The organism is Agromyces sp. Root81, from assembly GCF_001429165.1.
In the GTDB taxonomy this organism is placed as follows: domain Bacteria; phylum Actinomycetota; class Actinomycetes; order Actinomycetales; family Microbacteriaceae; genus Agromyces.
The window spans coordinates 86930-111732 of the sequence record NZ_LMIR01000004.1 but is presented as its reverse complement, the minus strand read 5'-3'; the positions used below and the strand labels follow the sequence as shown (position 1 = coordinate 111732).

General features: G+C 70.0%; 21 protein-coding genes. 10 read left to right on the top strand and 11 right to left on the bottom strand.

Annotated features, from left to right (window positions below; translation table 11 throughout):
- Positions 1 to 53: 53 nt before the first annotated feature.
- From ASE14_RS17365 to ASE14_RS17355, 3 genes are all read left to right on the top strand, one after another.
- A complete protein-coding gene (locus ASE14_RS17365) occupies positions 54 to 1025 on the top strand; it encodes a DMT family transporter (RefSeq protein ID WP_056658105.1) in 972 nt (323 codons plus the stop codon).
- Positions 1026 to 1034: 9 nt separating this feature from the next.
- Positions 1035 to 1922 (top strand): LLM class flavin-dependent oxidoreductase, encoded by an 888-nt coding sequence (locus ASE14_RS17360; RefSeq protein WP_056658101.1) that lies wholly within the window; start codon positions 1035 to 1037, stop codon positions 1920 to 1922.
- 61 nt (positions 1923 to 1983) lie between these two features.
- Positions 1984 to 2598, top strand: a complete 615-nt coding sequence (locus ASE14_RS17355) for a hypothetical protein (protein ID WP_056658098.1) — start codon at positions 1984 to 1986, stop codon at positions 2596 to 2598.
- 43 nt (positions 2599 to 2641) lie between these two features.
- Here ASE14_RS17355 and ASE14_RS17350 read toward each other — a convergent pair whose 3' ends face one another.
- Positions 2642 to 3019 (bottom strand): co-chaperone YbbN, encoded by a 378-nt coding sequence (locus ASE14_RS17350; protein WP_056658096.1) that lies wholly within the window; start codon positions 3017 to 3019, stop codon positions 2642 to 2644.
- Positions 3020 to 3212: 193 nt separating this feature from the next.
- On the opposite strand from ASE14_RS17350, the gene ASE14_RS17345 reads away from it, so the two are divergent.
- Positions 3213 to 4124, top strand: a complete 912-nt coding sequence (locus ASE14_RS17345; RefSeq protein WP_056659186.1) for an alpha/beta fold hydrolase — start codon at positions 3213 to 3215, stop codon at positions 4122 to 4124.
- A 22-nt stretch (positions 4125 to 4146) separates the two neighbouring features.
- Here ASE14_RS17345 and ASE14_RS17340 read toward each other — a convergent pair whose 3' ends face one another.
- Positions 4147 to 4956 (bottom strand): glycosyltransferase family 2 protein, encoded by an 810-nt coding sequence (locus ASE14_RS17340; RefSeq protein WP_082601018.1) that lies wholly within the window; start codon positions 4954 to 4956, stop codon positions 4147 to 4149.
- A gap of 155 nt (positions 4957 to 5111) precedes the next feature.
- Here ASE14_RS17340 and ASE14_RS17335 point away from each other — a divergent pair, with 155 nt between their 5' ends.
- The 3 genes from ASE14_RS17335 to ASE14_RS17325 all read left to right on the top strand — a co-directional run bounded on the left by ASE14_RS17335 (position 5112) and on the right by ASE14_RS17325 (position 8688).
- Complete coding sequence (locus ASE14_RS17335; RefSeq protein WP_056658093.1) at positions 5112 to 6695, top strand: M28 family metallopeptidase; 1584 nt, start codon at positions 5112 to 5114, stop codon at positions 6693 to 6695.
- Between the two features lie 212 nt (positions 6696 to 6907).
- Entirely contained in the window at positions 6908 to 8056 is a 1149-nt protein-coding gene (locus ASE14_RS17330) for an LLM class flavin-dependent oxidoreductase (RefSeq protein WP_056658091.1), read from the top strand.
- Between the two features lie 2 nt (positions 8057 to 8058).
- Complete coding sequence (locus ASE14_RS17325) at positions 8059 to 8688, top strand: FMN reductase (protein ID WP_056658088.1); 630 nt, start codon at positions 8059 to 8061, stop codon at positions 8686 to 8688.
- Positions 8689 to 9377: 689 nt separating this feature from the next.
- Here ASE14_RS17325 and ASE14_RS17320 read toward each other — a convergent pair.
- From ASE14_RS17320 to ASE14_RS17305, 4 genes are all read right to left on the bottom strand, one after another.
- Positions 9378 to 13259 (bottom strand): DUF3376 domain-containing protein, encoded by a 3882-nt coding sequence (locus ASE14_RS17320; protein ID WP_082601017.1) that lies wholly within the window; start codon positions 13257 to 13259, stop codon positions 9378 to 9380.
- 64 nt (positions 13260 to 13323) lie between these two features.
- Positions 13324 to 13944 carry a DedA family protein gene (locus tag ASE14_RS17315; protein WP_056658082.1) on the bottom strand — a complete coding sequence of 207 codons (621 nt, stop codon included), beginning with the start codon at positions 13942 to 13944 and terminating at the stop codon, positions 13324 to 13326.
- Positions 13945 to 14082: 138 nt separating this feature from the next.
- A complete protein-coding gene (locus ASE14_RS17310) occupies positions 14083 to 14289 on the bottom strand; it encodes a dodecin family protein (RefSeq protein WP_056658079.1) in 207 nt (68 codons plus the stop codon).
- A gap of 101 nt (positions 14290 to 14390) precedes the next feature.
- Positions 14391 to 15068 (bottom strand): HAD family hydrolase, encoded by a 678-nt coding sequence (locus tag ASE14_RS17305; protein WP_162257761.1) that lies wholly within the window; start codon positions 15066 to 15068, stop codon positions 14391 to 14393.
- Between the two features lie 171 nt (positions 15069 to 15239).
- Between ASE14_RS17305 and ASE14_RS17300 the strand changes: the two genes are divergently transcribed.
- Positions 15240 to 17291 (top strand): GDSL-type esterase/lipase family protein, encoded by a 2052-nt coding sequence (locus ASE14_RS17300; RefSeq protein WP_056658072.1) that lies wholly within the window; start codon positions 15240 to 15242, stop codon positions 17289 to 17291.
- 6 nt (positions 17292 to 17297) lie between these two features.
- On the opposite strand, the gene ASE14_RS17295 is transcribed toward ASE14_RS17300, so the two are convergent.
- A complete protein-coding gene (locus tag ASE14_RS17295) occupies positions 17298 to 17489 on the bottom strand; it encodes a DUF5302 domain-containing protein (protein WP_056658069.1) in 192 nt (63 codons plus the stop codon).
- A gap of 333 nt (positions 17490 to 17822) precedes the next feature.
- Between ASE14_RS17295 and ASE14_RS17290 the strand changes: the two genes are divergently transcribed.
- On the top strand, positions 17823 to 20105 hold the full coding sequence (locus tag ASE14_RS17290; protein WP_056658065.1) for a polyribonucleotide nucleotidyltransferase: 2283 nt from the start codon (positions 17823 to 17825) through the stop codon (positions 20103 to 20105).
- Positions 20106 to 20300: 195 nt separating this feature from the next.
- Here the strand turns inward: ASE14_RS17290 and ASE14_RS17285 are convergent, their stop codons facing one another.
- The 4 genes from ASE14_RS17285 to ASE14_RS17270 form a co-directional block, all read right to left on the bottom strand.
- Positions 20301 to 20513, bottom strand: a complete 213-nt coding sequence (locus tag ASE14_RS17285; RefSeq protein ID WP_056658062.1) for a hypothetical protein — start codon at positions 20511 to 20513, stop codon at positions 20301 to 20303.
- Positions 20510 to 21187: a transcriptional regulator gene (locus tag ASE14_RS17280; protein WP_056658058.1), complete on the bottom strand. Its 678-nt coding sequence runs from the start codon at positions 21185 to 21187 to the stop codon at positions 20510 to 20512. The genes ASE14_RS17285 and ASE14_RS17280 overlap by 4 nt, the downstream gene beginning before the upstream one ends.
- A 59-nt stretch (positions 21188 to 21246) precedes the next feature.
- A complete protein-coding gene (locus ASE14_RS17275; RefSeq protein ID WP_157373073.1) occupies positions 21247 to 22188 on the bottom strand; it encodes a RimK family alpha-L-glutamate ligase in 942 nt (313 codons plus the stop codon).
- Positions 22189 to 22249: 61 nt separating this feature from the next.
- Positions 22250 to 23275, bottom strand: a complete 1026-nt coding sequence (locus ASE14_RS17270) for a LacI family DNA-binding transcriptional regulator (RefSeq protein WP_056658052.1) — start codon at positions 23273 to 23275, stop codon at positions 22250 to 22252.
- 204 nt (positions 23276 to 23479) lie between these two features.
- On the opposite strand from ASE14_RS17270, the gene ASE14_RS17265 reads away from it, so the two are divergent.
- The gene (locus ASE14_RS17265; RefSeq protein WP_056658049.1) at positions 23480 to 24772 is read left to right on the top strand and encodes an ABC transporter substrate-binding protein; all 1293 of its coding nucleotides are present in this window, start codon (positions 23480 to 23482) and stop codon (positions 24770 to 24772) included.
- Positions 24773 to 24803: the final 31 nt, after the last annotated feature.

The window sequence follows — 24803 nt, the reverse complement described above, 5'->3', positions numbered from 1 at the left end:
ACGTCGTTCGGTCATGACGCGGCCGCGACACCCGCCACAGGAAGGAGACGCCGATGCGCGGTTCGAAGGGACTCCTCGGCATCGTGCTCGGCCTCGGCGCCGGGCTCGCCTTCGGTGCCGGCGGTGCGGTCGTGAAGCCGCTCCTCGAGTCGGGCTGGTCGCCCGGAGCCGCCGTCTTCGCGCGCATCAGCGTCGCCGCGCTCGCACTGCTGCTGCCGGGCCTCATCGCCCTGCGCTTCGACCTGCGGCCGTTGTGGCGCGCCCGGTGGACGGTGCTGGCCTATGCGCTCATCGCCGTCGTCGGCACCCAGGTGGCCTTCTACGCCTCGATCGCGCTCATCCCCGTCAGCACGACCCTGCTCATCGAGTACCTCGCACCGGTCGCCCTCGTGCTCTTCGCCTGGGCGCGTCAGCGCCGTGCACCGCAGTTCGTCGTCATCGCGGGGTCGGTGCTCGCGATCGCCGGTCTGTTCCTCGTGATCGGTCCGGGCGGCGGCGGCCTCGACGTCGTCGGCCTGCTGCTCGCGGGCGTCGCGATGGTCGGCGTCTGCGTCTACTACGTGCTCGGCGAGCGAGCGGATGCCTCGGTGCCGCCGATCGCCCTCGCCGCGAGCGGCTTCGTGGTGGGCGCCGTCGTGCTCGGCGCCGCCGGTGCCGTCGGCCTCGTGCCGTTCACCGCGAGCTTCGTCGACGTGCCGTACTTCGGCACGATCGCGCCGTGGTGGGTGCCGGTGCTCACGGTCGGCCTCGTCTCGACGGCGTTCGCCTACGTCGCGGGCATCAGCGCGATCCGCCTGCTCGGCACGCGGCTCTCGTCGTTCCTCGGCCTCTCCGAGGTGATCTTCGCCGCGATCGTCGCGTGGTTCGTGCTCGGCGAGGCGATCGGGCCGCTGCAGGCGGTGGGCGGCCTGCTCATCCTCGGCGGCATCGTGCTCGTGCGGTTCGAGCGTTCACGCGACGCCGCGGCCGTGGCGCTCGACATCGACCTCGTGCCGGTGCCCGCCGACGCCGGGCGCGCTGCCTAGACTCGGACCATGCGTTTCGGCATCGTCATCCTCCCGCAGTACGACTGGCCCGAGGCGGTGCGCTACTGGCGCGGCGCCGAGGAGCTCGGCTTCGACCAAGCGTGGACGTACGACCACCTCTCGTGGAAGACCCTCGCCGGGCAGCGCTGGCATGCCACGGTTCCCACGCTCACGGCCGCCGCGATGGTCACCGAGCGCATCGGGCTCGGCACGTTCGTCGCGAGCCCCAACTTCCGGCATCCCGTGCCGTTCGCAAAGGATGTCGCCACGGTCGACCAGATCTCGGGTGGCCGCGTGCTGCTCGGCGTCGGGTCGGGCGGCACGGGCTTCGACGCCTTCGTGCTCGGCCAGCCCGAGTACTCGCCGCGGCAGCGCTTCGAGCGGTTCGTCGAGTTCGCCGAAGGGCTCGACGTGCTCCTGCGCTTCGAGCAGCCGGGGTCCGACGGCATCTCGTTCGACGGCGAGTGGTTCACGGCATCGGGCGCCCGCATGGTGGGCGAACCCGCGCAGCGACCGCGGATGCCGCTGCACATCGCGGCCGAAGGCCCGAAGAGTCTTGCACTCGCGGCGCGGATCGGCGACGGCTGGGTGACGACCGGCGGCACCGTCGACGGCACGGATGCCTGGTGGCGGCGAGTGGCCGAGCTGAGTGCACGTCTCGACGAGGCCTGCGAGAGCGTCGGACGCGAGGTGTCGAGCATCGATCGCATCCTCTCCCTCGACTCCGACGAGCGGTACAGCCTCGCCAGCGCGGCGGCGTTCGAAGACGCGGTGGGACGCGCGGCCGAACTCGGGTTCACCGACGTCGTCGCCCACTGGCCTCGCGAGCACGGCCTCTACGCCGGCGACGAGTCGGTGCTCGACGAGGTGGCGCAGCTCCTCCCCGAACTGCGCTGAGCGCGGATGCCGCGGCATCGCCGGGCGCCGGGGCATCCGTGCCCGCGATAGCCTGAAGCACATGCCCGCACCCCGTTCGAAGCCGCTGCTCGCATGGGAACCGCTCCCATACCTCGTGGTGCTGGTGCTCCTCCTCTTGACGGGCCTCGTCCGACCCGAGGCCGAACCCTGGTTGTTCTGGCCGTTCGTGCTGCTCGTGACCGCCTCGATCGCCTGGTTGCTCGTCGGCCTCGTTCGCGGTTCGCGCCGAGCGAATCCCGACCAGTGGGGCGATCTCACGACCCTCGAGGGTCTCGAGCTCGTCGATGCGCCGCGCGTGGAGCGGGAGGTGCGGGCGGTCGCGCCCGTCGCCGATGCGCACAGGCACCAGCCCGCGATCGAGCTCGCGCGGCTGCACGGCGGACCCGAGCAGCACGCGGTGCTCGTGCCGCGGGCGAGTCGGTGGCTCTCGCGGCGCTACCGCATCGGCGTGCAGCTCGTGGGCGGCGACCGTCCGCGTCACGCCGGATTCCTCGGTGAAGCGGCCGACGACCGGTGGCGCGAACTGCTCGACGGCCTGCATGAGCGCGGCCGCTACGTGCGCGTGCCGGCGCTCGTGACCGGCGCCTCGCGACCCTACGGGGTCGAACTCGACCTCAGCGGTCTCGAAGGTCTCGGGGAGCCGGCCGCGGAGTGATCGGCCGGAGCCGCCGGCCGAAGTGGCCGCTCGGCGGCTCGACTCAGGCCGAGGCCTCCTCGGCCTCCTGCTTGGCGAGGTCTGCCCGCACCTGCTCCATGTCGAGCGCTCGCACCTGCGAGATGAGCTCGTCGAGCATCGGCCGGGGGAGTGCGCCGGCCTGGGCGAACACGCCGATGCCGTCCTTGAAGGCCATGATCGTCGGAATCGACGTGATGTTCATGGCTGCGGCCAGCTGCTGCTGGTCTTCGGTGTCGACCTTGGCGAACGTGAAGTCGGGGTTCGCCTCGGCGGCCGCCTCGTAGTTCGGGGCGAACTGCATGCACGGACCGCACCACCCGGCCCAGAAATCGACGAAGACGGTGCCGCCTTCGAGGATGGTCTTCTCGAAGGTGTCCAGGGTGAGCGCGACGGTTGCCATGCCCCCAAGCTTAAACGCGCTGCCTGTGGCCGTGCTCGGTGTTCGCTCTGCGCGAGGTGTGAGCCGGCTCGACGGTCGACGACCCGCGCGCCGGTTTTCCGCACCCCATCAGGGCGGTCGCCGCTATCGTGAATGTGTGGTCGCATTCGGAGGCGCGCTCGGTTCATTCCGTCGGCGCGGCCCGGTCGCCGACATTCCGTCGGAACCCGAGGTCGCCGTCGACGAGGCGCATCGTGCCGACGAGGCGATCCCCGACCTCGACTGGCGGGTCTTCCCCGAAGGTGCAGAGCACACGACGTTCGAGGCGCCGAGCGGCTCCCTCGCGCGCGTCGCACTCGGCCCGGACTCGGGGCCGCGCGTCGTGCTCGTGCCGGGTGCGACCGGGTCGAAAGAGGACTTCGTGCTCATGATGCCGTTGTTCGCGGCGGCCGGCTACCGGGCGGAATCGTTCGATCTCGCAGGGCAATACGAGTCGTGGCGGGCCGGGCCGTGGAACCTCGACCCACCGCGGCAGCGGTACGACGAACGCCTCTTCCTCGACGACCTGCTCGCGGTGCTCGACGACGGCACGGGCCCGGCGCACGTGCTCGGCTACAGCTTCGCCGGCACGCTCGCCGAGCTCGCACTGCATGAGCGGCCCGGGCGCTTCGCGAGCCTCACGCTGCTCAGCGCGCCACCCGAGCCCGGCCAGGCGTTCCGCGGCGTCAAGCGCATCGGCCCGGTCAGCGCGTTCACGTCACCGCACCAGGGCGCCGCGCTCATGCTGTGGGGCATCCGGAACAACCTCAACCGCGTGCCGCCGCGGCGGCTGGAGTTCGTGCGCCAGCGCTTCGCGCTGACCCGGCGCGAGAGCGTCGACGACATCATCGCGCTCATGATGCAGACCCCCGACCTGCGGGCCGAGCTCGCGGCATCGACGATTCCGATGCTCGTCGCGGTGGGGGAGCACGATCTCTGGCCGAGGGAACTGCACGAACGGTTCGCCCGTGAGATCGGCGCGCACCTGGCGGTGTATCCCACGGGGCACAGCCCATGCGAGACGGCGCCGCACCAGCTCGTGCGCGACATGCTCGACCTCTTCGCAGCCACCGACCTCACGCCGTAGCACGGGCGTCGGCGTCGGCTCGCTACGCCGTCAGCGGCTCCTCGCCGTCAGGGTCGGCGGCATCCGCCACCTCGGGTTCGACCGGCATCGCCTCCCAGACCCAGACCGGTGCGCGGCGTCGTTCGGCGCGTCGCCTGAGCGGCGGCCACTCGCGCGACTCGACCGACATGGTGTGGAACGCCATGCGCACCCGGCGGGCGAGCCCGTCGAAGCTGTCGAACGGCCGCGCGGACACTCCGACGACGAGCCGCCGGTCGCGCACGACCGTCATGCCGGGCTGCATCCACCACGCGAGGTCGAGGTCGTCGTGCACGTCGGCGCGGTCGCGGTGCACGACCTCGCGGAGCCGGGTCCACGCCTCGGCGCGCAGCACGTAGTTCGAGCCGAAGATCGGCGGATGCCCCAGCAGCGGACCGATCACGGTGAAGTAGCCGCCGATGTAGATGTTGCGGGCGATCCATCGCACGACGGCGTTCCGCCCGTAGAAAGCGCCGCCGTTCGTCACAACGGTGGGCCGGTCGGGCTCGGCCATGCGCCGCTCGGCCTCGGCGAGCCATCCGGGAGCCGGCACGGAGTCGGCGTCGAGGCGGGCCAGCAGTTCGCCGGATGCCGCGTCGAATCCGGCTGCCGTCGCCGGCCAGATGCCGCGCATCGGCTCGTGCACCACCCGCGCGCCCGCGGCCAGGGCGACGTCGACCGTGCCATCCGTCGAGCCGTTGTCGACGACGACGACCTCGTCGGGGGATCGGGTCTGCTTCGCGAGCGCGTCGAGGCAAGCGGCGAGGAACTCCGCGTCGTTCAGGCTCGGGATGATGACCGAAATCGTGCCCATCACGGCGAGTCTAGCCACGGGGACGCCGCACCACGCTCGATCCCTGCGTCGTGGTGCCCGATTCGGAACTGGGGCTGTCGGACGGCGGGATGGAACGCATATGCTGGCGCCCGACCGGGGGTCGATGGAGACGAACCGGCACGGAAGGGGAGACGATGTACCCATCTGCAGCACTTTCCAAGCGCGCCAAGACGGTGGTGATCGCGACCGCGGCGATCGCCGGACTGGCGCTCGCACCCACGGGTGCGGCCTTCGCCGCACCAGCCGGAAACGGGTGCGACAATCGCACCAACAACACCATCCAGAAGCTGACCGAGTGCGTCAGCGCCGACGGTGCGATGGAGCACCTCGAGGCGCTGCAGGCGATCGCCGATGCGAACGGGGGCAATCGCGCCGCCGGCCTGCCCGGCTACGAGGCGAGCGTGGATTACGTGGTCGACAAGCTCGAAGCCGCCGGGTGGAACGTGTCGATCGACGAGTTCCCCTACACGTTCGTCGGCCCGTCGGAGCTCGAGCAGATCACTCCGATCGCCGCGACGTACGAGACCGGGCCATTCACCGGCAGCGGTGCCGGCAACCTGACCGCCGACGTGTGGGCGGTCGACCTCCAGCTCGGGCTCGGGAACACCAGTTCCAGCGGCTGCGAGCCGACCGACTTCGACGGAATACCGGCGGGCAGCATCGCGCTCATCCAGCGGGGGTCGTGCTCGTTCGCCCAGAAGGCCGTGAACGCCGAGGCCGCAGGGGCCGGTGGCGTGGTCATCTTCAACCAGGGCAACGAAGACAACGATGCGCGCATGGGCCTCATCGTCGGCACGCTCGGCGGACCGGATGTCGTCGGCATCCCGGTCGTCGGGGCGAGCTACGAGCAGGGCGTCGCGCTGTCGCAGGACGGTTCGACGGCGCGAGTCTTCGTGCCGGCGCCCGAGCAGCGTGCGCAGAAGAACATCATCGCTGAGAAGCCGGGTCGGAACGCCGACAACGTCGTCATGGCCGGCGCGCACCTCGATTCGGTGCAGGCCGGACCCGGCATCAACGACAACGGCAGCGGATCGGCCGCACTGCTCGAGATCGCCGAGCAGATGTCGAAGGTCAAGCCGGAGAACACCGTGCGCCTCGCATGGTGGGGTGCCGAGGAGAGCGGCCTGATCGGCTCCGAGGAGTACGTCGCCGGGCTCAGCCAGGCGGAGAAGGACCGCATCGCCCTGTACCTCAACTTCGACATGATCGCCTCGCCGAACTACATCTTCATGGTGTACGACGGCGACGAGTCGGGCTTCGAGGCGCCGGTCACGGTTCCCGAGGGTTCGGTGCAGATCGAAGACCTCTTCGAGAGCTACTTCACGAGCGTCGGCGAGCCGTACGACGATGCCGAGTTCAGCGGCCGGAGCGACTACGAGGCCTTCATCTTCAACGGGATCCCGGCCGGCGGCCTGTTCACGGGCGCAGAGGTCGTCAAGACCCCGGCGCAGCAGGTGATCTGGGGCGGTGTCGCCGGTGAGTCGTACGACCAGTGCTACCACCAGGCGTGCGATGACATCGACAACGTGAACCTCGAGGCGCTCGACGTCAACGCCGATGCGATCGCGCTCGCCGTGCTCGCCTACTCCTACTCAACGGAGTCGGTCAACGGCGTCGTGGGACGCAGCATCCCGGGCGGCCTCACCCTCCCGGCTCCGGCCGGGCCCCAGGGTACGGTCGGCAGCGACGGAGGGCACGAGCACTCCTCGGGCGACTGAGTCGCAGCGGAACGGGGCGGGGGTGCCGATGGCACCCCCGCCTTTCGCATGCGTCGGGACGCTGCCCGGCGCTGTCCGGCCCCGGCCCGTGGCGCCCGGTGTGCGTTGCGCGGATCGATCGGGAATAGTGTGCGGGGGGCATCCGTTGCGGAAAGTGTATGCAAAAGCATGCAACACGGAATCTCCCACGAGGAAGAGCCCAGGAGGGCACCATGCAGTTCGGAATCTTCACCGTCAGCGACATCACTCAGGACCCGACGACGGGGCGCACGCCGAGCGAGCACGAGCGCATCACCGATGTGCTGACGATCGCCCAGCACGCCGAAGAGGTCGGCCTCGACGTCTTCGCGCTCGGCGAGCACCACAACCCGCCCTTCTTCTCCTCATCGCCGACCACGACGCTCGCCTACATCGCGGCGAAGACCTCGAAGATCCAGCTGACGACCTCCACGACGCTCATCACGACGAACGACCCCGTGAAGATCGCCGAGGACTTCGCGATGCTCCAGCACGTCGCCGACGGCCGCGTCGACCTCATGCTCGGCCGCGGGAACACCGGCCCGGTCTACCCGTGGTTCGGCAAGGACATCCGGCAGGGCATCAACCTCGCCCTCGAGAACTACAACCTGCTGCACCGCCTGTGGCGCGAGGACTTCGTCGACTGGGACGGGCAGTTCCGCACGCCGCTGCAGGGCTTCCAGTCCACGCCTCGCCCGCTCGACGACGTGCCCCCGTTCGTCTGGCACGGCTCGATCCGCAGCCCCGAGATCGCCGAGCAGGCCGCGTACTACGGCGACGGCTTCTTCGCGAACCACATCTTCTGGCCCGCCTCGCACACCCAGCGCATGGTCGCCCTCTACCGTCAGCGGTTCGAGCACTACGAGCACGGCACCGCGGAGCAGGCGATCGTCGGCCTCGGCGGACAGGTGTTCATGCGCAAGAACTCGCAGGACGCCGTCCGCGAGTTCCGTCCCTACTTCGACAACGCCCCCGTCTGCGGCCATGGCCCGAGCCTCGAGGACTTCACCTCGCAGACCCCGCTCACGGTCGGCAGCCCGCAGGAGGTCATCGACAAGACCCTCGGCTTCCGCGACTACGTGGGCGACTACCAGCGCCAGCTCTTCCTCATGGACCACGCCGGCCTGCCGCTGAAGACCGTGCTCGAGCAGCTCGACCTGCTCGGCTCGGAGGTCGTGCCGGTGCTGCGTCGCGAGTTCGCGAAGAACCGCCCCGAGACGGTTCCGGATGCCCCGACGCACGACTCGCTCGTCGCCGCACGCAATGCGGCGAAGGCCGCCGATGGCACCAGCGCAGCGCCGAAGGGCGCGGCGTTCGGCGCTGCCGCCGTGAAGGGAGCCTGATCATGACCACCCGCACACTCGCCGTCGTCTCCGCTGGTCTCAGCCAGCCCTCGTCGACGCGCATGCTCGCCGACAAGCTCAGTGACGCCACCGTCGCCAGGCTCGCAGAGCAGGGCATCGACACGACCGTCGAGACCTTCGAGCTCCGGGATGTCGCGACCGACATCATGAACCACATGCTCACGGGCTTTCCGAGCCCGAAGCTCGAGGCGGTCATCGAAGCCGTGACCGGTGCCGACGGGCTCATCGCCGTCACGCCGATCTTCACGACGAGCTACTCGGGGCTCTTCAAGTCGTTCTTCGACGTGGTCGACAGTGCGGCGCTCGCCGAACTGCCCGTGGTGATCGGTGCCACTGCCGGCACACCGCGGCACTCGCTCGCGCTCGACTACGCGCTGCGTCCGATGTTCACCTACCTGCACGCGGTGGTCGCGCCGACGGGGGTGTTCGCGGCGACGGGCGACTGGGGCGAGTCCGCTGACAGCGTGAAGACGTTGCCCGCCCGCATCGAGCGGGCCTCCGCCGAGCTTGCCGCGCTCGTCGCGGCGAGCGATCGCTCGGCGAACGTGCGCGACCCGTTCGCGCTCGACCGACCGTTCGGGCACCTCATCGGAGGACTCGCGGGCGAGTAGCTCTCGACAAGATCGTGCTCCCGGCGGCCCGAACCCGGGCAGTCGGGAGCACGTTGGGCGTATCGAATAAGTGAGTGAACCTCATTTGGAGGTACTGCGGGTACGTCCGCCGGAGTAGCGTCGAGTTCAGGAAGCGGCCGGCGCAGACATCGTGCACGCGAGCCGATCGGAGCGGCGGCCGCACTCATGCTGGTGGGTGCCGGCGCTGCATCGGCCAGCGGCAACCCGCATTTCATCGCAAGCGGCACGAGCGCGTCCGCGTCGGGCACGACGCTCACCGTCAAGTTCAAGGAGGCCGGCCTCTCCGCCGGCACCATCGTGACGATTGAGGCCACGGCACGCCTCGACGCGGAGTACTCGTGCGTCGTCAACGGCAAGAAGGTGCCCAGCGATCCCAAGAAGACCACGATCAGCTCGGATCTCTCTTCGAGCGGCGTGTTCGAAGTCCCGAAGAACGGCAACCTCACGGGGTCTCTCGCATTGAACGCCCCGGCAGCCTCCACGGTGCTGAGCTGCCCGCCCGGGCAGACCGCGACACTCATGTCGGTCGTGTGGTCGAACGTCTTCATCATGGATGACACGAGCGGCGCGTCCCTCGCCATTCCCGGCACGTTCGAGATCGAAAGGAATGAGGAGCGGGAAGGGCACGCTCTTCCCGCTTCGCGCTGCCGCTGTCGGAGGCCTCCTCATCACCCGTCCGTGGCTTGCACGAGCGACCCCGGTTCGAGGTCGTGCACGTCGTCGGGGGGCATCACGGACTTGGCGGTGCCCCCACCGCGGAACCACGGAGCCCACCAGAGCACGGTGCCGGCGACCCATGCCGCGATCGCGAAAGCCGCCCATCCCTGCGCCGCGGCGATGCCGGCGTCGATCGCCGTGGCCGTGGCATCGCCGACCGGCAGCGGCCGGTCGTCGAGCGAAGCGGCGAACGTCGTGACCGCCACGGTCACGACGGTCGCGACCACCGTCACGAGCATGACGACGAGCAGCCGGAGCGGGCGGAGCGCTTGGGCGAGCAGCGTCGCCGTCAACGCCGCGATGACGATCGCCGCCGCGATCGCTCGCCAGATGATCTGGCCGAGCACCGGCGGCATCCCGTCGGCGCGGTCGGCGAGGTCGGCGAGGTCGTCGAGCAGCGGCGGCAGCACGGCGGTCACCGCGATCGCGAGCACCGCGAAGCCGCAGAGAGCGACCCAGCGCCCGGGGCGGACGCGGTGCGCGGCGGCGACCGTCTGCAGCTGTCGATTCGTCACCTCGGTCACTCCGAGCAGTGCCGCGAGCGCGACCCAGAACGGCAGGGTCCACAGCCCGAACCGGAACGAGGCGAGGAAGAACACCCCGAGCAGCACGATCGTCAATGCGACGAGGATCGTGCGCGGCACTCGCGCACGCTGCTCGGCGGTGGCGATCACTTCGCGCGCACGCGTCTCCGCGACCGTGTGATTGGCGATCGCCTGCCGCCGGCGCCGGCGTGCCGCGGCCGCCGAGAGGAGCCGGCTGGCGGCGAACAGTGCGGCGACGGCGGTCGCGATCGCCGCAATGCCGGCACCAGGTCGGAGTCCTGCCGATTCGCCGAGTGCCCCGGTCATCTCGCGCACCACGAGCATCAGCCCGCACGCGACGATGAGCAGAGCGAGAATGAGGCGAGGAGGGGAGAGGAGCGACGGCGCGAAGATCAGCAGGGGGCGCAGGAGCCACTGCGACACCCTCATCGGTGAGAGCGCGGCGCTGCCGCGCACGAGCGCCGTCGAGGCGTTGCGTGCCGCTCGTGAGGCGAGCGCGACGCGGTACCCGGACGGCAGCGACTCGAGATCCTGCGTGCCGCGCACCATCTGCGCGCGGATCGCCGTCGGCGTGTCGGCCTCGACACGGCGGCGGTACGGTCGCTCCGTGCTCGCGTTCATCTCGCGGAGGAGCGCCCCGTGCACCGTGGCGAGTTCGAGCGCCGGCGCGGAATCGGGTGCTGCAGGGCCCGGCGCCGACTCCATGCTCTCGAGCAGCTCGATGACCCCCGCCGATGCGTCCAGGCGGCCCCACCACCAGTCGTTGCGACGCCAGTCCTCGCTGAGGAAGCCGGCGAAGTTGGCGATCCTGAGCCCTGCGAGCTTCGACGACGATCGGAGCTCGCGTTCGTTGAGCAGACGGGCGACGGTCTCGTGGTTCAACTCGTCGACCGGCTTGCCCAGTGCCGCCCGATAGCCCTCGAGCAGTTGGGCATCGAGCAGGGTGCGGAACTCGTCGACCGCGGCCGGTTGGGTGTCCGAGCCGATGCGGTGGAAGCGCACTGTCGACATCGCCGTCGGCATGCCGCTGCCCGCGAAGATCAGTGGCAGGTCGCGGGCAGGCAGCGGCCGGCCCGCCGGAGGCATCCGGTGCCATGGGCTCTCGGCCCAGCGCTCCTGCCCGGCGAGTGCCCCGTTCGCGTGCTGGAGCCAGACGACGATCTCGTCGAGGCTCGCCCACAGGCGTTCGCGATCGACCGGCCCCTCGGCGTTCGCGGTCAGCCAGATCAGGGCGAGTCGACGCACGCGGTCGGCGGCGAGCGGCGACTCGACCGACGGAATCGCGTCGACCGCATCGAGCGTGCGTTCGACGGCGCCGTCGCGCCGGTCGCGCGCCTCGCTCATCACCGCGTACAGGCGCTCGCGGAGCAGTGCCCGCGACACGGTGCGCGTGCCGTCCGTCTCGCGGAGCACCGCATCGAACGCGTGCAGCGAGATGCTGCGGAAGCTCTGGTCCTCGAGCGCCCGCACCCACGTCAGCGCGCAGAATGCGGCATCGACGAGGGTCTGCCAGCCGCCCGAGACCGCATCCTGGGGCAGGCCGTCCTCGAGCCGGCCACGACTGAAGGCATCGAGGATGTCCCTGAGCTCCTTCTCGAATCGGCCGATGCTCGTTCGGTCGAGGGCACGACGAACCGGTCGCCGAACGAGGTTCGAGCCGAGCGCCCACTCGCCGGGTCGGCCGAAGACCATGCGCAGGAACTCGGCGTCGGTCGTCGAGCGCAGTCGGGCGAACGCGGCGATCGAGCGATTCGCCGAGGGGAGTCCCAGCTCATCCTCCTCTGCCGAGGTGCGTGCGTCGAGCCGCACGGCGAGCAGCTCGTCGCGTCCCTTGCGCACGAGTGATGCGGTTCGGGCCTCGTAGACCGCGTCGATCTCGTCCTCGCCGGATTCGCCGGTGGCGCGCTTGCGGACCGCAGTGAGAATCGGGAACAGGAACCGCGAGAGCGGGTCGGTTCGCGTCGTTGCAGGGTCCGGCGGAAGCTCAGGGGCGGGCCCCTCGTAGGCGGTCGCGCGGATCAGCCAACGCGAGCTCTCCTTCGGCGATGGGTCGAGGTAGACGAGGGCGCGGTTCACATGCTCGTTGGCCGGGATGTTGCGGACGGCCCGCAGAGCGCGGTCGATCGGGATGTTGTCGAGTACGCCGCCGTCGATCACCCTGAACGGGTGCGTTCGACCGTCCTCGCGGTGGGCGCTGAACACGTTGCGCATGTCGGGTGGACTGGCGGGTTCCGTGGTGTCGAAGGCTTCGTCGCCCGAGTAGATCAGCGCCGGCTCGAACGCACCGGGGAACGACGAGGTGGCGCGGGCGGCATAGGCGAGCCGGGCGAGCGCGAGGCGACGGGCCTCGGCGTCGCTCCTGCTCTCGCCCTCGGTGCCGACGATGCCCGGGATGCCGCGGTCGGCGACGGTGTCGTGATCGGTGCCGACGAATCGGAAGTGCGCATGCCCTTCGGCGGCGCTCCGTTCGCTCGTGTCCTTCGCGTCGATGAGCGTCGCCGACAGGTCGACGACGACGTGCGGTGCCGCGAGCGCGGGATGCGCCGTGTTCACCGCGGCGGCTTCGGCGTCGTCGGCCCCCGCGCCGACCTGGCCGCGCGAGATGCGCCCGAGCGCTCGTACGAGCTCAGGCCAGAAGTACTCGTCGCCGCGGAAGACGGAGTCGAACGAGGCCGGCCGGCCGGTCTGGAGCAGCTCCCAGGCCGACCCAGTGGAGAGCCACGTTCCGAGGATGCCCTCGAGCCCGACGCCGGCGCGCTGCGCGACCGCGTACATCACGCCGTTGAGGCCGCCCGCGCTCGCGCCGGCGAGCACGTCGTACTCGACACGGTCGTAGCCCCGGGCGAGGAGGAGGCGCGCGTAGGCATCCGCGCGGTCGAGCAGCGGACCCTCCGCCGCCGCCTCGGCCTCCGTCGGAGGCGCAATGCGAGGGCGGATGAGCAGCGCACGAGGCCGCGGGTCGGTGCCGACACCGTAGATGCGGATGCGACGGAGGATGTCGAGTTCGGCGATCGCGCCGCCGATCCAGACGGCGAGGCTCACCCCGCCCTTCATGGCGAGGGCGACCCGCAATCCGCGCGCGGCGTAGGGGTGGGCCCGCTCCGGAAGGAACACGCGCGGATTGAGGTCTTCGGCCGCCGCCGTGCCGTCGGCCCCGAAGGCGGAGTCGGGTTCCGGCGGTGCGGGGTCGAGGCCCTCCCTCGTCGGGAACACCCGATACTCCCGCCTGAATGGAGCAGCGTCGAGACGGAGTGTCACATAGTCGTGCGGTTCCAGGGATTCGGACATCGAGACTCCTGCGGGAGACCTGAGACGGTCGGCCACATGCTAGCGAGCGGATGCCCCGGCGTCATCAGTGCTCGCCCCGACCGACGTTCACCCGGGCCCGGCGCGCATCGAGCATCGCGAGCGTGCGGTCGACGACGACCCCGAGCACGATGGCGACCGGGATGGAGACGGCGATCGCGAGCAACGGCGAATCGCGCAGGACGCTGCCCACGATCGCGCCGATCGCGACGTTGTAGCAGGCCCAGGCGACGCCGGCGGCGGCCGACAACGGGAGGTACCGTCGGAGCGGCACGCGTCCGGCTCCGGCCGCGAGGTTCACCGCGATGCGTGCGAACGGAACGTAGCGAGCCGTGAAGACGAGCAGTGCCGTGCGTCGATGGACGGCAGTGCGGATCCGTTCGATCGCGGCGGCGACGCGGTCCGTGCGCTGCCAGCGCCAGCGGTCGGGGCCGACGCGCCGACCGATCAGGTAGCAGAGCCCGTCGCCGACGACCGCACCGGCCGCGGCGACGGGCACGACCAGCCAGAGCTCGGGGGAGCCGGTCGTCGCCGACAGGGCGCCGAGCGCCACGACGAGGGTCTCGCTCGGCAGCACGACGAGGAACGCGTCGCCCACGACGAGGAGGAAGAGCAGGGGGAGGAGCCACGGCGATGCGGCCAGTCCGGTGAGCCACGCGTCATCCACCTGCTCGTTCTAGCGGGCCGAGGTGAACGGCATGCGACCGACCGGCGACCGGAGCGCGACGGCTCGATCGCGCACGGCATCGCCCGGTGCGGGCGGCGTTCCGCTGCACCGGGTGTGCACACCTCGACGAGGCGCGGCTCAGTCGTCGAGCACGAAGGTCACTTCGAGCGTGACCGACCAGGCCGTGACCGCACCGTTGGCGACGTCGACCTTCTGCTCCTTGACCCACGCGCCGGTCACGTTGCGCAGCGTCTCCGACGCCCTCGCGACGCCGGCGGCGACCGCGTCGTCGAACCCGGTCTCGGACCGGACGGTGATGGTGGTGACTCGTGCGACGGATGCCATGGCATTCCTCCTCGAATGGTGGCGTGCATGCGTACGCCACCCATCATCCGCCGTGCGCGGTCGGAAAGCGAGGGGTCCGCGAAGGCCGCGAACCGCGACGCTCATGGCGGGCAGACGAGTTCGAAGACGTGCCGCATCTGTTCCGGTCGAGTGATCATGCACTGCATTCCGAGCGCTGACGCACCGCCATCGTCGTGAGCGGAGTCGCCGATCATGAGACACGCGGTGGGATCGACGCCGAGCGAGTCGGCGGCGAGTTGGAAGATCCGCGGGTCGGGTTTCGCGTACCCGACCTCGTAGGACAGGATCACCGCCCCGAACGCGGATGCGATGCCCCAGCCTTCCAGAGCCGGTCGAACGTCCAGCGCGATGTTCGAGACGAGCCCCAGTAGTATCCCAGCAGCAGAGGCCCGAACGATGAAGGCCGCGGCGCCCGCATTCAGCACCCATTGGCGAGGCATCGTCTCGTACAGCGCCTCGGCGAACTCCGAGGAGACGCCGTCGCCGCGGCCCAGCGTCGACACGAACGCGTGCCGATGGGCCGCAGGGTCGAGATCCCACTCCAGCGCCGGGAAGAGCTCTCTCGCATCCCCCCAGACGTTCCGGATCATCTCGGGAAGCCGCTCCGGCGCGCCGATTCCGCCGGAGACCATCGAGCGCGCCCCGCCGATCCAGTCCTCGACCGACCGGGCGATCGCCAGTGTGTTGTGGAAGTCCAGCAGCACCGCGCTCGGGAGGAGGCGACCTCGCGGCATCCCCTGCGGTTCTCGGACGCTCATGCTGCTCATCCTCTCGTGCCGAGCTCGGAGACCGCTGCAGCGCTGTGGTCACCGGCTCGTCCGGCGCCCCGGCCACGAGCAAGGCGAACGGGAGTCGACCAACTGATGAATCCTCGGCTCGAACCTGCGATTCGGTCCGAGCGGCGACCGCGCACCCCCCACGCTGGAGGCGTGAAGGTCGTCCTCCTCGCAGAATCGTTCCTCCCGCACATGAACGGCGTGACGCACTCGCTCCTGCAGACGCTGCGCCACCTGGAGCGGAGGGGCCACGACGCCCTCGTGATCGCTCCGCGGTCCGGCCCCATCGATCACACGCTCTACGGTGCCCGAGCGGTGCTGCTCCCATCGGTGCCGCTGCCGAGCTACCCCGATGTGCGCGTCACCCTCGCCGGGGCGCACCGTCTCGCGGAGGTGATGCGCGCACACGATGCCGATGTCGTGCACCTCGCCTCGCCGTTCGTGCTCGGCTGGCGCGGCGTGCTCGCCGCCGAGTCGCTCGGCATCCCGAGCGTCGCGGTGTACCAGACCGACATCCCGTCGTACGCCGAGCGCTACGGGGTGCCGGGGGCGGCTCCCTCGCTCAGCCGCCACCTCGGCCGGTTGCACCGGCGGGCGACGCTCACGCTCGCGCCGTCGTCGTCGGCGGTCGAGAAGCTCGAGTCCCTCGGCGTCGACCGGCTCCGGCTCTGGCGCCGCGGCGTCGACACCGATCGCTTCGCACCGGCTCGGCGCGACGAGGCGTGGCGACGCCGGATGGCGCCCGGCGGCGAGGTGCTCGTCGGCTACGTCGGCCGCCTCGCGCCCGAGAAGCAGGTCGAGGATCTCGGTGCGCTCGCCGCACTGCCGGGAGTCCGACTCGTCGTGATCGGAGATGGTCCGTCGCGGCCGCTGCTCGAGCGGATGCTGCCGGAGGCCCGGTTCACCGGATTCCTCGGCGGCGACGAGCTCGCGCGGGCCATGGCGAGCCTCGACGTCTTCGTGCACCCCGGCGAGAGCGAGACGTTCTGCCAGACCGTACAGGAGGCGATGGCGAGCGGCGTGCCGGTCGTCGCGACCGGTCGCGGTGGCCCCGTCGACCTCGTGCAGAACAGTGCGAACGGATGGCTCTACCGCCCCGGCGACCTCGACGAGCTGCGCGAACGGGTGCGCGACCTCACCGGCGACGACGCCAAGCGCCGCGCCTTCGGCGAGCGGGCGCGCGCGTCGGTCTCCGGGCGCGGTTGGGACCGCCTCGGCGACGAACTCATCGGGCACTACGAGGAGGCGACCGGCCGGGTGAAGGTCGCGGCGACGGATGCCTCGGCGCCGCAGCCGCTCGATCGAGTCGCCGGCCCCGCGGCATCCGCACCGCCCGTTGCGACTCCGACCCCGACTCCGCGACGCTGGTCCCGCTACGTCGCGGTCGGGGACTCGCTGACCGAAGGGCTCTGCGACGAGTCGCGCGTGCCGGCGGGGGAGTACCGCGGCTGGGCCGACCGACTCGCGATGCTGCTCGCCGTCACGAGTTCGGCGGGCGAGCCGATCGCGTACGCGAACCTCGCGGTGCGCAGTCGCAAGGTGCGCGACGCGATCGAGGAGCAGCTGCCGCAGGCCGCGGCGCTCGGGGCCGACCTCGTGTCGGTGCTCATCGGGGCGAACGACCTCGTGGGGCGGCGGGCCGATCCGGAGCGGCTCGCACGCGAGCTCGGCGACGCCGTGGCGCGGCTCCGCGCGACCGGGTGCGACGTGCTGCTCGTGACGCCGTTCCTGCCGAGCCGGCCGGCGACCCGGTTCTTCGCACGCCGCTTCCGGGTCTACAACGCACGCCTGCGCGAGCTTGCCGAGGCCTCGGGATCGATGCTCCTCGACGTCGACGCCCATCCCGGACTCGTCGACGACGAGCGGTGGGCCGAGGACCGCGTGCACCTGAACGCCGCAGGGCATCGCGGCATCGCCTACGCCGCGGCACGTGTGCTCGGCGTGCGCGACGCGAGCGTGCTCGGCGAGCTGGAGCATGCCGTGCACGATCAGGAGGAGGAGCTCGCCGGTGCCGCGGTCGGCGACGCCGAATGGCTCCGGCGGCACGCACTTCCGTGGCTCCGGCGCAGGCTCGCGGGGCGCGCGGCCGGCGACGGGCGTGCGCCGAAGCGCGCCCAGCTCCTGCCCGTCATCGTGCGCACGACGGAGCACGCGCCTCAGAGCACGGCGGTTGCCGCGATCCCGACGCCGGCGTCGGGGGAGTGAACCCGATCAGCCGCTCTTGCGCCGGAACTCGCGCTTGTGGTCGGCCGGACCCTGGGTGTGCTGCGCTGCGCCGCCACCGTCGAGGTGGGCTTCGCCTGAGCGCTTCTTCGCCGCGTTGTTCTTGCGATCGAGTGCTTCGCGGAACTTGCGCTTCGCCTCGTCGGACGGGCCCTGGTTGGTCTGCTCGTCGGAACTCATGCGTTCGAGTCTGGCACGGATGCCCGGTGCTCGCGCACGCCCGGGCGGCGCCGAGCCGGCCCGCGCCACGCGACATCCGCTGTTCACGGGCCGAAAACGGGCGCTCTGCTAGCATTGGGGGAGGTTGCCCGTGCGATTCGTGCGGGCGATCGGTTGGAGCAGGCCGGCAGGAAGCTGGTCCCCTGTGGTGGATTACCAAATCTTGGGTTTGGTGGACTTCTACTGGTGGCCAGCGTGAACGCATCGGCTGATGCGATTCGTATTGCCTGTTCCTGCTCCTCTGGATGAGTCGCGCCCACACGGGGTGCGACGGTAAACAAAGGAGACGACCTCTTGGAAGGTCCTGAAATCACGTTCGCCGAAGCCGTCATCGACAATGGCAAGTTCGGCACCCGCACCATCCGCTTCGAGACCGGACGACTCGCGCAGCAGGCGCAGGGTTCCGCAGCGGCCTACATCGACGAAGAGACCATGCTGCTCTCGGCGACCTCGGTCTCCAAGCAGCCGAAGGAGCACTTCGACTTCTTCCCGCTCACGATCGACGTCGAAGAGCGCATGTACGCCGCGGGTCGCATCCCGGGCTCGTTCTTCCGTCGCGAGGGCCGCCCCTCGACCGAGGCGATCCTCACCTGCCGCCTGATCGACCGCCCCCTGCGCCCCTCCTTCGTCGAGGGCCTCCGCAACGAGGTGCAGGTCGTCGTCACCGTGCTCGCGATCGAGCCCGACGAGTTCTACGACGTGCTCGCCATCAACGCCGCGTCGCTCTCGACGCAGCTCTCGGGCCTGCCGTTCTCCGGCCCGGTCGGTGGCGTCCGCGTCGCCCTCATCGACGGCCAGTGGGTCGCGTTCCCGAAGTACTCGCAGATCGAAGAGGCCGTGTTCAGCATGGTGGTCGCCGGTCGCGTGGTCACCGAGGCCGACGGCTCGCAGGATGTCGCGATCATGATGATCGAGGCCGAGGCGACCGACAACGCGTGGAACCTCATCCAGGCCGGTGGCGTCAAGCCCGACGAGGCCGTCATCGCGCAGGGCATCGAGGCATCGAAGCCCTTCATCAAGCAGCTCGTCGAGGCGCAGCAGCAGGTCGCCAAGACCGCCGCGAAGCCCACCGCCGACTACCCGACGTTCCCGCCCTACCAGGCCGAGACGAAGGCCGTCGTCGAGGCGATCGCGCTCGAAGAGCTCAAGGGCATCTACCAGATCGCCGAGAAGGTCGCCCGTCAAGACGCCGACGACGCGCTGAAGTCGCGCGTCAAGGAGCAGGTCGCCGCGAAGGTCGAGGCCGGGGAGCTCCCCGAGTCGGCCAACGCCGAGGTCTCCGCCGCCTACAAGTCGGTCACGAAGCACGTCGTGCGTTCGCGCGTGCTCGAAGAGGGCGTGCGCATCGACGGTCGTGGGCTCGCGGACATCCGCCCGCTCGACGCCGAGGTGCAGGTCGTTCCCCGTGTTCACGGCTCGGCCATCTTCCAGCGCGGTGAGACCCAGATCCTCGGCGTCACGACGCTGAACATGCTGAAGCTCGAGCAGTCGATCGACTCGCTGAGCCCGGTCACCAAGAAGCGCTACATGCACAACTACAACTTCCCGCCCTACTCGACCGGTGAGACCGGTCGCGTCGGGTCGCCGAAGCGTCGCGAGATCGGGCACGGCGCACTCGCCGAGCGCGCACTCGTGCCGGTGCTGCCCACGCGCGAGGAGTTCCCCTACGCGATCCGCCAGGTGTCCGAGGCGCTCGGCTCCAACGGCTCGACGTCGATGGGCTCCGTCTGCGCCTCGACCCTCGCGCTCCTGAACGCCGGCGTGCCGCTGCGCGCACCCGTCGCCGGCATCGCGATGGGCCTCATCTCCGACACCGTGAACGGCGAGACCCGCTACGCGGCGCTCACCGACATCCTCGGTGCCGAAGACGCACTCGGCGACATGGACTTCAAGGTCGCCGGCACGTCGGAGTTCGTCACCGCGATCCAGCTCGACACGAAGCTCGACGGCATCCCCGCCTCGGTGCTCGCCGGCGCGCTGACGCAGGCGAAGGACGCCCGCACGACGATCCTCGCCGTGCTGAACGCCGCCATCGACGGCCCCGACGAGATGGCCCCGACCGCGCCCCGCGTGATCTCGGTGCAGATCCCCGTCGACAAGATCGGCGAGCTGATCGGCCCGAAGGGCAAGACGATCAACGCGATCCAGGACGAGACCGGCGCCGACATCTCCATCGAGGAGGACGGCACCGTCTACATCGGCGCGACCGACGGCCCCTCGGCCGAGGCCGCCCGCGCCCAGGTCAACGCGATCGCCAACCCGACGAACCCCGAGGTCGGCGAGCAGTTCCTCGGCACGGTCGTGAAGATCGCCGCCTTCGGCGCGTTCGTCTCGCTGCTGCCCGGCAAGGACGGCCTGCTGCACATCTCCGAGGTGCGCAAGCTCGCCGGTGGCAAGCGCGTCGAGAACGTCGAAGACGTGCTCGGCGTCGGCCAGAAGATCCTCGTCGAGATCACGAAGATCGACGACCGCGGAAAGCTGTCGCTCGCCCCGGTACTGGCTGAAGAGGCCGACACCGAGGGTCGCGAGACCGCAGGCACGCACGCCGAAGAGCCCGCTGAGGGCGTCGACGCGTAAGTCGCAGTCAATACGGCGGATGCCCCGCCCGATTCGTTCGGGCGGGGCATCCGTCGTTTGTGGGCTAGGCAACTTCGGAGATCTGCGCGATCTCGGACTGATCAGCTTGATGCGATCCGATCGGGCGGAGCAGTCCGTGGCAGTGGCGACCGACCCGACCGATGGGGAGCGCAGCGCGACCCGGAGCCTGGCAGCTCAGAGCGGCAGGAAGCCGGCGCTGCGGTGCATGGCGTCGCGCTCGGCGAGGGCCGCCTCGGCGGCGGCCATCGCTTCGAGGCGGCGCTGGAGCCGGTCGCGGTCGGTGCGCCGGGCCGCGCGCTGCATGCCCCAGCTCGCCAGGCCGAGTCCGCTGCGCACCGCCCAGCCCGAGAGCAGTCCGGAGCTGGAGGAGAGGAGAGCGGTGTTCATCGTTGCTCCTTCGGTGAAGTGACGCGCGGTGAGGTGTCGTCGGTCGGCTCCCCGCGGATGAGCGGGAAGGCGTTGATGTGGATCTGCACCGGCCGCGAGCCGGTCGATGGCGTGCGCTTGTACGCGTCGATGTATCGCTTGAGCACGAGGTCGATGTCGGTGACGAGCTCATGCAGCTGTGCGGGCGTGAGGCGCAGGTTGATCGTGTCGAAGGTCGCGATGTCGAGCCATTCGGCGGCGAAGACGTTCTCACCCTCGGCGACGAACTCGCGGAAGTTCTGGTCGCGGGTGCGGAGCCACTCGTCTTCCACGAGTTTCACCGCGAGGCGGTCGGCACTGCCGGGCGGCATCGATCGCGCATCGGGGATCGAGATCGAGCCCGGGGTGCGGTCCCACCAGCGCTCACGGCCCTTGCCCCTCGCGGTGTCTTCGCGCACGAGGCCGGCACGTTCGAGCTGGCGCAGGTGGTAGCTCGTCGAGCCGCTCGACTCGCCCAGCCGTTCGCCGAGTCCGCTCGCAGTGAGCGGGCCGTACGCCGAGAGCTCGTCGTAGATGCGAACGCGCAGCGGATGCGCGAGCGATTTGAGGCTCGCGGAGGGCAGCACGTGATCGATGCCGGGGTGACGGCTGCTGCTCGGCTGGGCCGTGATGTCGTCGGGGTTCGTGGATGCCATGTTGCAAAGGTATCGCTGCAAAGAAACCTTTGCAAGGGTTTCTTTGCAATTCGATCTGCTCAGCTGCGAGGGCGGCGTCCGAGTCGCGCGAGTGCCGCTTCGGCGAGTCGCTCGGCGCTGCCCGGTGCGAGGCCGAAGTAGAGCATCGGCTCGATGAGTTCCAGTTCGAGCACGGCGAGCCGTCCGTCGACGCGCACGACGTCGAAGCGGGCGTAGAGCAGGTCGAACGGGAGGCGCGCGAGCAACGAGTGCACCTCCGCGACATCCGCCGGATCGGCAGAAGTCGCCTCGACGGTGCCGCCGTAGATCCCGTGCGCTCGGAAGTCACCGGTCGCCGGTCGTTTGCGCAGCACGTGGCTCAGCCTGTCGCCGAGGTAGATGAACGAGAGTTCGCCCTCGTCGAGGATCGCGCTGGCGAACGGTTGCACCATCACCTCGGTCTCGGGCGGCAACGCGTCGAGCTCGGAGTGGAGCGTCGCGGCGGTCGCTCGCACGACGCCCGACCCGCCCACGCCGACCGCGGGCTTCAGCACGAGCTCGTGCCAGCCCGCATCGGCGATCTGCGCGTGAAGGAGTGCCCCCGCGGCGGGCGTGCCGCGGATGAGCGGCACGATCGGCGCGCCGAGTCGGTCGAGATCGTCGAGGTAGTGCTTGTCGGCGTTCCACCGTACGGGCGCCTCTGGATTGAGCAGGGTGGCGCTCGAGCGTTCGATGGCGGCGATCACCTCGAGGAACTGCGGCAGGCGGTCGACGTAGTCCCAAGTGCTCCGGAGCACGACGGCGTCGTAGGCATCCCAGTCGACCTCCGGGTCGGTCCACGCCACGGGCTCGGCATCGGCGCCGAGCGCGGAGAACGCCTCGAGGAGCCGGCGGTCGTCGTCGAACAGTGACTCGACGTCGGGGATCTCCCATGTCACGAAGCGGGGGAGCCGCTCGCAGCGGAGCACCGCGATGCGCATCGGCCCCGCGTCCGGCGTTCGACCAGTGCTGTTGCCGGTCATGGCGCCAGACGATAGCACGCGCGCGATCGATCGACGAGAGAGCCGCGACCCGCGCTCGGAATCAGGCGGGCGGTGCTGTGCTGCCGCGCGCGATGAGCGAGGCGGCGACGATGGTCGGCTCGCGCGTCGAAGACGGATCGGCGATGTTCTCGAGCAGGTGCTCCACAGCGAGTGCGCCGATCTCCTCGAACGGCTGCCGCACGGTCGTGAGCGCGGGGCTGCAGTAGGCCGCCAACGCGATGTCGTCCACCCCGACGACGGAGACGTCGTGCGGCACGCGCCGACCCTGTTCGTGCAGGGCACGGATCACCCCGAAGGCCATCTCGTCGCTCGAGGCGAACACCGCCGTGACCTCCGGCATGCGGGCCAGGAGGAGCCCGGCCTGGTATCCGGACTCCGGCGACCAGTCCCCGCGCAGGATCGGGGGAGCAGTGCGGCCGGCCGATTCGAGGGTGTCCCGCCACCCCGCCTCGCGTTCTCCGGCCTCGACCCATTCGTCAGGGCCGGCCAGGTGCCAGACCGTCTCGTGACCCAGGGAGAGGAGGTGCTCGGTGGCGAGGCGACCGACCTCGGTCTGATCGACGGCGACGACCTGCGTCGACTCGGAGCGCGATCCGTCGATCGTCACGGTCGGGATGCGGCGGCTGATCGCCTCCGTCGCCTCGCTGCCGACGATCATGGGAACGATGAGCACGATGCCTTCGACGGCCTGTTCCGCGAGTCGCGACATCGCGGTGGCGATCGAGTCCGGCGAGAGCGATGTGACGGATGCGACGCTCACAGAGTAGCCGCCGGCGCGGGCGGCGCGTTCGATGCTGTAACTGAACACGGCGCTCGAGTAGTTGACGGTCGGCATGCTGACGATGCCGATCGTGCGGCTGCGGCCAGACGAGAGGGTGCTCGCCGCGGCGTTGCGGCGGTAGCCGAGCTGGGCCACGGCGGCCTCCACCTTGGCTCGTGTGCGCGGAGTGACGTTGGGGTGGTTGCTGAGCGCTCGGGAGACGGTCTGCTTCGAGACTCCAGCGAGCGCGGCGACATCGCCCATGTCGGGTGTTCGGCCGCTGGTCGGGCGTTCGGTGCTCGGCATCGGTGCTCCCAGTGCGTTGGATGCGGCATGGTCGCCATGCCACTTGAGATGTTATCGATCATATGGCTTCCGCGGCTCGATTCGCCGGATGTCAAAGAAACCGCGCGCTGCTCGGGAACTCGGTTGTTGTTATCGGTAACAATCTGTGCAACACTCGTCCCGGCGGCCGCTCGGCCAGTCCCTCTGCATTCGAAGGAGATTTCAGTGAAGAAGACAGCACTTCGCTCGGTCGGTCTGGCCGGCGCACTCGCGACGGGCATCGCGCTCACCGCATGCACTTCGGGTGGTTTGCCGAGCGCCGACGCTCCCGTCGAGATCGACTTCTGGGGGTGGGCGCCGGGCTACGCCGAAGCAGTCGACGCGTACAACGCGTCACAGGACGCCGTCACGGTCAACTACGAGGAAGTCGCCTCAGGAGCGAAGGGCGGCTACGAGAAGATGCTCAACGCCGTCACCGCAGGCAACGCGCCGTGCCTCGCGCAGGTCGGCTACGAGACGCTCACGAGCTTCGCCGCACAGGGCGCACTCGAAGACGTCTCCGAGATCGCCGCCGCTGATGAAGACGAATTCAGCCCGGCGACCTGGTCGGCGATGAGCGTCGGCGACGCCGTCTTCGGCGCCCCGGTCGACCAAGGGCCGATGGCCATGTTCTACAACACCGAGGTCTTCGAGTCGCTCGGCCTCGCGGTGCCGACGACGTGGGACGAGTACAAGGCCGCTGCAGAGACGATCCACGCCGCGGATCCGTCCAAGTTCATCTCCGCGACGTACCTCAACTACGACTACGCCGGCTTCGACTGGCAGGCCGAAGCGCCGTGGTTCGGCGTCGAGGGCGACGCATGGGATGTTTCGATCGACTCGCCGGAAGGTGAGCAGGTCGCTTCGTACTGGCAGGGAATGGTGGACGAAGGCCTGATGAGCCCGGCACCGATGTGGGACCAGTCCTGGTACACCGGTATCGGCGACGGGAGCATCGCGACGCACGTGGGCGCCGTCTGGATCGCCGGCGTCCTGAAGGGCAGCGCACCCGATGGTGCGGGCAAGTGGGCGGTCGCCCCGATGCCGCAGTGGAACGCGGGCGATGAAGTGACCGGCAACGTCGGCGGGTCGGGCACGGCCGTGCTGAAGGGGTGCGAGAACCCCGAAGCCGCCTGGGACTTCGCGCACTTCATGAGCACCGACCCCGACACGTTCAGCGCACTCGTGACGACGGCGGGGCTCTACCCCGCAGCGACCGAACTGCTGAGCCTCCCGGTGCTGAGCGAGGGTGACGACTACTTCGGCGGCCAGAAGATCTACGAGGTGTTCGCCGAGTCCTTCGCACAGGTCGCGAACGGATGGGTGTGGGGCCCGACGATGCCCGAGACGGTCGGCTACCTCGACGACGCACTGAGCAAGGCGTGGGCCGGCGACGGCACCATCGCGGATGCACTCGTGGCGACGCAGGAGAAGACCGTCGCGGGTCTTGATGCCCAGGGCCTCTCGGTCGCCGAGTAGCATCCGACGCGTCTCCACCGCATCGTGGATG

Coding starts and splice junctions, on each gene's coding strand:
- ASE14_RS17360 (WP_056658101.1), top strand. CDS start 1,035: ATGCGTTTCGGCATCGTCATCCTCCCGCAGTACGACTGGCCCGAGGCG.
- ASE14_RS17285 (WP_056658062.1), bottom strand. CDS start 20,513: ATGAACACCGCTCTCCTCTCCTCCAGCTCCGGACTGCTCTCGGGCTGG.
- ASE14_RS17325 (WP_056658088.1), top strand. CDS start 8,059: ATGACCACCCGCACACTCGCCGTCGTCTCCGCTGGTCTCAGCCAGCCC.
- ASE14_RS17320 (WP_082601017.1), bottom strand. CDS start 13,259: ATGTCCGAATCCCTGGAACCGCACGACTATGTGACACTCCGTCTCGAC.
- ASE14_RS17305 (WP_162257761.1), bottom strand. CDS start 15,068: ATGAGCGTCCGAGAACCGCAGGGGATGCCGCGAGGTCGCCTCCTCCCG.
- ASE14_RS17355 (WP_056658098.1), top strand. CDS start 1,984: ATGCCCGCACCCCGTTCGAAGCCGCTGCTCGCATGGGAACCGCTCCCA.
- ASE14_RS17270 (WP_056658052.1), bottom strand. CDS start 23,275: ATGCCGAGCACCGAACGCCCGACCAGCGGCCGAACACCCGACATGGGC.
- ASE14_RS17310 (WP_056658079.1), bottom strand. CDS start 14,289: ATGGCATCCGTCGCACGAGTCACCACCATCACCGTCCGGTCCGAGACC.
- ASE14_RS17340 (WP_082601018.1), bottom strand. CDS start 4,956: ATGGGCACGATTTCGGTCATCATCCCGAGCCTGAACGACGCGGAGTTC.
- ASE14_RS17350 (WP_056658096.1), bottom strand. CDS start 3,019: ATGGCAACCGTCGCGCTCACCCTGGACACCTTCGAGAAGACCATCCTC.
- ASE14_RS17335 (WP_056658093.1), top strand. CDS start 5,112: ATGTACCCATCTGCAGCACTTTCCAAGCGCGCCAAGACGGTGGTGATC.
- ASE14_RS17365 (WP_056658105.1), top strand. CDS start 54: ATGCGCGGTTCGAAGGGACTCCTCGGCATCGTGCTCGGCCTCGGCGCC.
- ASE14_RS17275 (WP_157373073.1), bottom strand. CDS start 22,188: ATGACCGGCAACAGCACTGGTCGAACGCCGGACGCGGGGCCGATGCGC.
- ASE14_RS17280 (WP_056658058.1), bottom strand. CDS start 21,187: ATGGCATCCACGAACCCCGACGACATCACGGCCCAGCCGAGCAGCAGC.
- ASE14_RS17330 (WP_056658091.1), top strand. CDS start 6,908: ATGCAGTTCGGAATCTTCACCGTCAGCGACATCACTCAGGACCCGACG.
- ASE14_RS17295 (WP_056658069.1), bottom strand. CDS start 17,489: ATGAGTTCCGACGAGCAGACCAACCAGGGCCCGTCCGACGAGGCGAAG.